The sequence below is a fragment of the Sulfurimonas sp. genome (genome assembly GCF_032250635.1).
Taxonomy (GTDB): domain Bacteria; phylum Campylobacterota; class Campylobacteria; order Campylobacterales; family Sulfurimonadaceae; genus Sulfurimonas.
In genome coordinates, this window is record NZ_JAVVFL010000073.1 from 1 (window position 1) to 9580 (window position 9580).

General features: G+C 38.6%; 7 protein-coding genes. 6 read left to right on the forward strand and 1 reads right to left on the reverse strand.

Annotation, left to right across the window (positions count from 1 at the left end; genetic code table 11):
* The first annotated feature begins 33 nt into the window (after positions 1–33).
* From lepA to RQ763_RS05855, 5 genes are read left to right on the forward strand one after another with little or no spacing between them, the layout of a single operon-like run.
* On the forward strand, positions 34–1824 hold the full coding sequence (gene lepA, locus RQ763_RS05835; RefSeq protein ID WP_314151720.1) for a translation elongation factor 4: 1791 nt from the start codon (positions 34–36) through the stop codon (positions 1822–1824).
* A 1-nt stretch (position 1825) separates the two neighbouring features.
* Positions 1826–2401, forward strand: coding sequence for a phosphoribosyltransferase family protein (locus RQ763_RS05840; RefSeq protein WP_314151721.1), 576 nt, complete (start codon positions 1826–1828; stop codon positions 2399–2401).
* Positions 2402–2455: 54 nt separating this feature from the next.
* Positions 2456–4330, forward strand: a complete 1875-nt coding sequence (locus RQ763_RS05845; protein ID WP_314151722.1) for a TonB-dependent receptor plug domain-containing protein — start codon at positions 2456–2458, stop codon at positions 4328–4330.
* Complete coding sequence (locus RQ763_RS05850) at positions 4331–4768, forward strand: hypothetical protein (protein WP_314151723.1); 438 nt, start codon at positions 4331–4333, stop codon at positions 4766–4768. It abuts the gene before it with no gap.
* Positions 4762–6675: an EAL domain-containing protein gene (locus RQ763_RS05855; RefSeq protein ID WP_314151724.1), complete on the forward strand. Its 1914-nt coding sequence runs from the start codon at positions 4762–4764 to the stop codon at positions 6673–6675. Before RQ763_RS05850 ends, RQ763_RS05855 begins: the two co-directional genes overlap by 7 nt.
* On the opposite strand, the gene RQ763_RS05860 is transcribed toward RQ763_RS05855, so the two are convergent.
* On the reverse strand, positions 6672–8681 hold the full coding sequence (locus RQ763_RS05860; protein WP_314151725.1) for a hypothetical protein: 2010 nt from the start codon (positions 8679–8681) through the stop codon (positions 6672–6674). The two genes, RQ763_RS05855 and RQ763_RS05860, sit on opposite strands and share 4 nt — an antisense overlap.
* A 182-nt stretch (positions 8682–8863) precedes the next feature.
* On the opposite strand from RQ763_RS05860, the gene grpE reads away from it, so the two are divergent.
* Entirely contained in the window at positions 8864–9421 is a 558-nt protein-coding gene (grpE, locus tag RQ763_RS05865; protein ID WP_294927688.1) for a nucleotide exchange factor GrpE, read from the forward strand.
* Positions 9422–9580: the final 159 nt, after the last annotated feature.

A 9580-nucleotide genomic window follows, 5' to 3' on the forward strand; every position in this document is an offset into this window, starting at 1 on the left:
TTTAAGGCATAAATTTTTATCAGGAAATATTCATTGAAAAATATTAGAAACTTTTCTATCATCGCCCACATTGACCACGGTAAGAGTACTTTGGCGGACAGAATCATTCAAGAGTGCGGCTCTGTAAGCGATAGAGAGCTTGGCAAGCAGATGATGGACACGATGGACATCGAAAAAGAGCGCGGCATTACCATAAAGGCTCAAAGCGTGCGACTTGACTATGTAAAAGACGGCGAGCACTACATCTTAAATCTTATCGATACTCCCGGACATGTCGATTTCTCTTATGAAGTCAGCAAATCTCTTGCTTCAAGCGACGGCGCGCTTCTTATCGTTGACGCTGCTCAGGGCGTAGAAGCACAGACTATTGCAAACGTATATCTGGCAATGGAGAACAACTTAGAACTTATTCCTGTTATAAACAAAATAGACTTACCTGCTGCAGACCCCATAAGAGTTGCAGAGGAGATTGAAACAAGCATCGGCATAGACGCTACAGATGCTGTTTTGGTCTCAGCTAAAACAGGTGTCGGCATCCGCGCTCTTATCGATGCAATCGTAGATAGAATTCCAGCTCCCGTTGGGGATCCAAAAGCTCCTACTAAAGCCATCATTTACGACTCATGGTTTGACCCCTACTTAGGCGCGCTAGGTCTTGTCCGAGTTTTTGACGGCGAGATAAAAGTAAATCAACTTGTGAAAATTATGAGCAACGGTGAGGAGCATCAGGTTCTTGACTTGATGTACCCGCATCCGCTTAAACGTAAAAAGACTCCTGTTATAAAAACCGGAGAGATTGGCATAGTCGTACTTGGTTTAAAAGAGGTACATGTTGTAAATGTCGGGGACACTATTACTGATGCAAAAAACCCTACAAAAGAGCCTGTTGTAGAGTATGAACCAGCGAAGCCTTTTGTTTTTGCCGGAATATACCCTATAGATACTGACGAATTTGAAAATTTACGCGATGCTCTTGATAAGCTAAGACTAAACGACAGTTCTCTATCTTACCAGCCTGAAACATCTCTGGCTCTTGGTTTTGGTTTTCGTGTCGGATTTTTAGGCATGCTTCATATGGAGGTTGTAAAAGAGAGACTAGAGCGTGAATTCAACCTTGATTTAATCGCTTCCGCACCATCAGTTATCTATCAGGTTTATCTCAATAACGGCGAAAAAATCAATGTTCACAATCCCTCAGAGCTTCCGGAAGTGAACCGTATAGACAGAATCGAAGAGCCATACATTAGAGCTACGGTTATTACTCCGAGTGAATATCTTGGAAATATTATAACTCTTCTCATAAATAAGCGCGGCACTCAAACAAAAATGACCTATCTTAACCAAGATAGAGTTATGCTTGAGTATGAAGTGCCTATGAACGAAATAGTAATGGACTTTTATGATAAGCTAAAATCAATCTCTAAAGGTTATGCTTCATTTGATTATGAGCCGATTGAGTTTAGAGTCGGCGATCTGGTAAAACTTGATATAAAAGTTGCAGGAGAGGCAGTAGATGCGCTGAGTATCGTTGTTCCCCGCAATCAGGCACTCTCACGCGGTCGTGTTTTGGTTAAAAACATGAAAGAAATTATCCCTCGTCAGCTTTTTGAAGTGGCTGTTCAAGCATCTTTGGGTTCTCAGGTAATTGCCAGAGAGACAGTAAAAAGTATGGGCAAAAACGTTACCGCAAAGTGTTACGGCGGGGATATAACGCGTAAGCGAAAACTGCTTGAAAAACAAAAAGCCGGTAAAAAAAGAATGAAATCCATAGGGAAAGTTCAGCTTCCGCAAGAGGCATTTATGTCTGTTTTGAAGATGGACTAAAATGCGCTGCTTGATGTGTGAAAATCTCTCATTTTTACACATCTGCAAAAAGTGTCAAAACAACTTTTTAGCCCCCTCCATATACAGAAGAAAAATCCTCGGCAACATTGAAGTTATCTCATTTTACAAATATAGCGACATAAAAGAGCTGCTACACACAAAACATACCGATGTAGGCTACTACATCTACTCCATTCTTGCAAAAAACTCCATTGCAAAATTTGCCTCTGCGTTTGAGTACCCGTATAAAGTCGTCTCCATTGGGGTTGATGACTCTGCTCGGTCTGGATATTCGCATACGGCTATTTTGAACAAAGCTCTAAAAAGCAACTCCATTGAGCCTCTTTTTGGCAAACTAAGGGCAAAGAACAGGGTTAGCTACTCCGGAAAAACAAAGGAGTTCAGACTCCTAAATCCTAGAGATTTTGTGCTAAAAGAGTTTAAGCAAAAGAGCGTGATTTTAGTCGATGATATCATAACGACAAACTTGACTCTCACTCAGGCAGTTGCTGTTTTGCAAAAAGAAAAAATAGAAGTTTTATTTTGCCTGACACTTGCGGATGCAAGTCTAAACTAAGCATTCATTTACTATACTGATATATTATTTTTTATGGTGGTTAGGGGGATATCGGTGTATGTTTTTACGCTCTTTTTGCTGTTATCATCTCTTATGTATGCGGAAGAACTCTCTCTTGAGACACTTCTTAAAGAGTATAAAAATGCCGAAGAACCTAATCTTTACACAAAAAAAGAGAGTGCGGGTCATATAAGGGTCATAACCCGCTCAGAGCTTGACAAAATGCAAGCATACACTCTTAACGATGTTCTAAAAACCCTTCGTTTCTTTACTATAGGGACAAGGAGAAACGGTATGACTACGCTTCTTAGAAGCGGCGAATCGCAGATGTCTTCCCTGACTACAAAAGTTTACATCAACTCTCATGAACTAAACTCGGCAACGCTTGGCAATGTTTTGGTACAGTATGGAAGAATGGGTCTCTACTTTATCGACTATATAGAGATCTACCAAGCCGGAAACTCAGTTACATTCGGAAACGAACCCGGAACCCTGCTTATAAAACTCTTTACAAAAGATCCTTCTCGCCAAAACAGTACATCCGTGCAAACCTCCATTGACTCGCTCGGCAGCGTAACGCTTCAGGCGGTTGAAGCAAAAGTTTTTGATGAGTACTCATATCTGGCAAATATTGATTTAAGAAAAAACAACTATGAAGATTACACTCTCGGCGGTACCGAACTCTCTAGAGACGGGGCAAGAGGACAGCTGTATCTTAAATTTTCAAAAAAAGATGATTACGATATTGAGCTGGGAGCTATTAGTGAAAAGTATGATATTTTCAGTGGTCTAGGGCTGGCAACACAAGACGGATACACTCACACAAATGATATTTATACCCATATTACCAAATACTTTAAAAACAATCTAAAAGTAATGCTTACCGCATCTTATGAAAAATTTAAAATCTACAACGAAGACTCTATCGGTATACCGTTACCTGGGATGAGCGCTCCTTTTGCACAACAGTTAGATACCACTATAAGCACAAAAGTATATAGTGCTACCATAGAGAAGAGGTTTATAAATGACAACAACGAACTCTTTATGGGAGCACAGTTTAAGCATCAAGAGTTCGGTATAGCTGATTATATAGTAGACGGTATAGATACTGCAGTGAACTGGGGACCGAAAAAACTCGATATCTATATGCTCTATGCGGAGAACCTCTACAATATAAACAAAAATCATCTTATATCAATAAGTGCAAAGGTTGATTATTACGAAAACAGCTTAGACAAATCATCGACGGAGCACATACTAAGAGCTGGCTATGTAGGAATTTTTGATGAGTTCACGTTTAAGCTCTTTGCGATGCAGAGCTACCTCTACCCGACATTTTTGCAAACAACTTATTCACCAAACTACAGAGTCAATCCAGACTTACAGAGCGCTGAAATTCTCACGCTTTCTACCGAACTTATTTATGTAAAAAAGAACACTACTTATGGTTTTGGACTTGGACAGAGCGAGGCGGACAACGCAATCATTTTTGAAAAGAACATGACAAATCCGGCAGAGAGCATCTATGTAAACAGTGATGATAAAAATAAATTCAAGTTCTTTTTTGCCAATATAGAGCACAGTTTTAACATCGACAACAGAGTTAAAGTAGAGATATATAGACAGTTTAGAGATAGCTACTACTCTCCGCGAGAGGGGGCTTCTTTGCAGCTTTTCAACACCTTAGGAGAGGTTGATATTTATAATGAGCTGCTTTACAGAGCGGAATATACAACTCAAGACGGAGTTGACGTAAAAAGAGGTTATGACTACTCATTTGGAGCAATATACAGACTAAATAAAAGGACAGAGTTAAAACTAAAGGCGGAAAATATTTTTGACAGAGCTTCAAAAACACCTATAAGCGGTGTTGATGTATCGACGATAGACAGAAGAGTTCTGTTTACGGCGGAGTATACATTTTAAATGAGAGCGCTTATACTTTTTCTCTTTTTAACAATTGCCTCATTTGCCTCCGAAGAGAGAGTCGATATAAAAGCACAGATTTTGGAGAAGATACTCTCAAGCATCTCTATCGATGAAACAATAACTATATGGACGGACGATGAAGAGCTGCTCTTAGAGTTTAAAAAAAGCAGCTTTCTTATACTTACGGATGATTGCGCAGTGGCAACTCTGATTGTAGTAGCGCACAAAAAAAACATACAAGATGATGAAGATTGCAAAAACAAGCCTATTTTTGTTCTTAACTATGAACTGCTCAAAGATATTCCAGAGAGCTTCGGCGCATTTTTTTGGAAAAAAGGGAGACCAAACATAGTAATCATAGAGCCTAGAACGCAACTTCAAAACATAATAGTCTCCAGTGAACTAGATGCTTACAAAGAGGAAAAAGTATGGTAAAAAAAAGGGAGCTTGGAATATTTTTTCTACTCTTTATGCTTGGTCTTTTTTTTGCCTATGTCTACAATGACATAACAAAAACCAAAGATGATATATTTAAGCGCATACAAAGCCACCAAATAGAGCAGATCTCTTACATCTTACAAAATATTGAAAAAGACATACTTGACACTTCGGATGTTAAGACCTCCGAAGATCTGTTCTCTATGTTTAGCAAAGAGTATGTAAGAGCCGAGTATGAACATATCATCTCCTTAATGCTTACATCAAATGTAAAATATGCATATATCTTATACAAAGATGAGCAGGATAAATTTAGATTTCTTCTTGATGCATCAAAAACCGACAAAGCGAATTTTAATCAAAAATTTGATGTAACTTCTGAAGAGTATAACACTGTTTACACGACAAAAAAACCACAGATTATTCAACTAAATGATATAGAGAACCTATACCTTACCTATCTCTACCCAATCATAAATAACGGAAATGTCATAGGAGTATTTAACATTGACATTACGACAAATATCCAAAAAATTATTCTCGAATCAATCAAGCCGCTGGAGACATTTTTTGTAGTTTTAATCATCTTTGTTCTTCTTCTGATGGCAATGACTGTAATGCAGATATTTCACTACTTTGTTACCAGAAAAAAAATATTTACAGACCCTCTTACAAAAACATTTAACAGAAACTATCTTGAAGAGACTGTACCGCTCTTAAATCTGTCGCACTACTCTTTGGCTATGCTTGACTTGGACAAATTTAAAATCATAAACGACACCTATGGTCATAAAGCCGGGGACTACGTTCTCTCTCGTACAAGCAAAGTATTTAAAGACTCTATCAGAGACAGCGATATCTTAGTAAGATACGGCGGAGAGGAGTTTTTACTGCTCATAAACAACCGAAGCAAAACAAAGTCAGACTTAGATGTATGCGAAAGAGTAAGAAAAAACATACTCAAAGAGCACTTTTTGTATGAAGATAATGAGATCAACGTAAGCGTTTCAATCGGTCTGCATAAAAATCCACATTTGGAAAAAAACCTCCAAGAGGCAATAAAAGTAGCCGACAAAATGCTCTACATAGCCAAAAAAAGCGGTAGAAACAGAGTTATCTGTTATGATGAGAAGAAAAGTAGTGAAAATTTCTCCTCCTCTACAGATATCAGTTTCGTAAAAGAGGCTATCGATGACGACAGGGTTATCTGCTACTATCAACCTATCTACGACTACAAACACAGCAGAATATTTAAGTATGAGGCATTGGTTCGAATAATAGCAAAAGATGGCAAGATAGTTCCTCCTCTTGCCTTTTTACCTCTGATAAAAGAGACTAACATACACTACAAGCTAACCCAAAGAATCCTTCTTGTAGTCTTTGAAACCTTTAAAAACAACAATAAGCTAGTAAGCATAAACATGAACTTTTCCGACCTCATCAATCCGGATATAGAAGAGACTATTATCAACAACCTAAAACATAACCAGCATCTTGCCTGCCGCGTTACATTTGAGATTCTTGAGAGTGATGAGATTAGTGACATAGATCTCTTTAAGCAAAAGATTAACCTTCTTCACTCTCTTAAGGCAAAAGTCTCTATTGACGATTTTGGAAGCGGCTACTCAAACTTTAAAACTATTATAGATGTAGAAGCAAACTTTCTTAAAATTGATGGCTCCCTTATCAAAAACATTGATGTAAACACAAAAGATTTTAAAGTCGTCAAGAGCATCATACACTTTGCTGCGCAGAGCAATATGCAGACAATTGCGGAGTATGTCCACTCAAAAGAGGTCTATGACAAGCTGCTCCTGCTAAATATTGATTTTATGCAGGGCTACTATATCGCAAAGCCAAAAGCTTCTCTTGTAGAGATAGAGGAGCTTTTTAAATCTTGTTAAAAGAGTTTTTGAAAGAGTTTGTTTATCTCTTTTTCGATTTTTTTCTCGATTTCTTTGCCGGTCTGAGACTGCATAAGCTTCTCTAAATCAACACTGATTTTGGGTGCGTTTACATCTCCGCTAAGTTTTGCGCTAATCTCATTTTTCTTCGCTCTTAGCGTTATGTCCGTATCAATACGCTTGGTTTTTGTATTGAGCTTTGTCGCTGCCGTCCTTATTGAAGCCTCTTTTGAACGAAGGTCTATTGAGGCTAAAATATTCTCTTTATCTATCTTAGCGTTGAGATCCCCGTTAAAATGCTCTCTATACATGTCAACTTTTGTGTACTGTTTAATAAGGTCAAACGTCTGATTTTTCACAAAAACAGCATTTGTCACTTGAGCGCCAATAGTACCTCTGCTTTGCGCCAGATTGTACTCTACTTTTGCATTTAACGAAGCATCCGCTATCTGGGGATAGAGAAGCATATAGAGTAGCCCATTTGCGCTTACCGAACTAAAATCCGCATGAAGCTCATCATTATGAAGCTTTGCGATTACCTTTCCCTTGGCAATATTTGAGTGAAATATTACATCCAAATCTTTTGCCTTGACAATATCGCCATTTGCCACAAGAGAGCCTCTCATATGCTGATTTGTCACAAAAAAGAGAGCGTCAAGATTTGGCAGGTTGACTCTGTAGTCACTCTTTAGATAAGCATCTTTTATAGTGAACTTTGCGCTTTTTATATCAAGATCCGCTATATTTGAATTTAAATCGACTTTGGTATCGGCAGTATTGCCTTTGAGCAGTGTCGTTGCGGCAAGGTTAAATGTAGTCCTGGGCATAGGAGATGTAAACTCATAAATTTTACTCAAATATTTTGAATCAAGAAGACCTTTTGTTATAGTGGTATCGATTTTTCCGCTAAGAGTCTCCTCTCTAGCATCGCCTATGTCCGCCTCCACGGATAGAAGTCCATCTGTATAGTGCGGCTGTTTTGCCATGTAGAGAAATTTTGCGATATCAAGATTTACTATTTTTGCTTTTAGCGATGCTGGAGCAAAATCTTTTAAAACGGCTTCAAAAACAGTATCGGACGAAGCCAAATCGCTTACTCCTGCCACTACAAGTCTCTCTTTGCTTCCCTTTACATTTCCATTTAATTTAAACGAACCCCTTACATCCGCCTTTGTGAGAGGCTTTAGCACCTCAAGATCTTCAATGTTTAGCGAATACTTTAGATCAACTTTTAGAGGTTGCGGCACGACCAATCCCGATGAGTTGATTTTAAAAAGATTTGAGAGCAACTCAGACTTGTACTCTACATCATCGCCTTTTAGTTTTGCATCCAAATTCATAGAAAAAGAGGTTTTCGGGATGGTAACGTTGAAATCGCTTAACATATATTTAGGGTCTATCTTGCCCTCTTTGCTAACTAAGAGTACTTCTCCATCCATTTTATGCGGCGATATATCCCTAAAGTTTATATCCAGATCTATCTCTGCAGTTGCGTAGGGATTTTGTGCCGTAATAAAGAGAAGCGAAGCAAGTTTTGCTCCCTTCATCTTTGCGATAATAGATGTCGGGTTCAATTCGCTCAGCTCTACATAGTAAGATGTATCGCTCTGCGCGACACTGCTTTTACCCTCTATCTTCATAAAAGCAATATCTCCGCGAACGGTTCCCTCTGTTGCAAAATCTCCTCTTAACTCTGTTTTAGTGAGAGATTTTAAACTTTGTAAATTTTTAAGTTCCACATCGTAAGAGATATCAAAAGATTGCGCAAAAAGAGAGTACTCCCCTTTTACTTTAACTATATTCTCCCTGTTTAGCTCCAAAATGATCTCAAAATCGCTCATGCTCAGACGAAACTCATGAAGCGAGCTCTCCAGCTTTGTCTGCTCTTTTATTTTCTGCTCTACAAAAGGCTTTAGCAGCCCATTGCCCACTTTCGTAAAAGCCGCAACATACAGAGTTGCAGCCACTGCTACTATAACAGCACCCATCCAAGCTAAAAATTTCATCTCTTCTCCCATCTACATCTATGTATGCAATGATACAATAGAAGCTATTTTTTTAGCAAACAATTAAGTTGATAGTCATAGACTAAACTTAATTAACTAAAATAGCTCAATTAATACTTGACATTATTACACTCAATATGTATAATAATGCCATCTTTTAAAAAAGGAGTACTTTAACAACTATGTCAAAAGAAAATAACGAAGAGCTTCAAAATGAATCTCTTGAAAATCCAGAGCTTGAAGAAGCAGCCTCTGAAGCCGAAGCGGAAGCCCAAGCAGTTGAAAACGAACTTGACCTCTTGCAGGAGGAGTTAGCTGCTCTCAAAGATAAGTACGCTCGTGTTCATGCCGACTTTGATAACATCAAAAAAAGGCTCGAGAAAGAAAAATATACAGCGGTAGAGTACTCAAATGAGAAATTTGCCAAAGATATGATTCCTGTTATGGACGCACTGCAGATGGCACTCTCATCTACGCAGAATCTTGCCGACCCGCAGGAGCATTTAGAAAAACTTCAAGAGGGAATTGAGCTTACGTTGAAGCAGCTTACATCCTCTTTACAAAAACATGGGGTGACTATGGTCTCTCATGATGAGCCGTTTGACCCAAATATCCACAACGCCATCCAGAGCGTAGATAGCGATACGGTGGAGAGCGGTCAGATTGTTCAGACATTTCAAACAGGTTATAGATATAAAGAGAGACCATTAAGAGAAGCGATGGTAGTCGTAGCGAATTAATAATGAAACGATATTTGGAACAAAGTCCCAAATATCTACGCTAGGCGCTATGCCACTAAAGCACAAAAATGCTTTCGGCATTTTCGTCGGGTTGGAAATGTTACTTAAGTAGCAAACGAAAAAAGAGTATGGCGATATAATTTCGCCAAGTAGAACAAA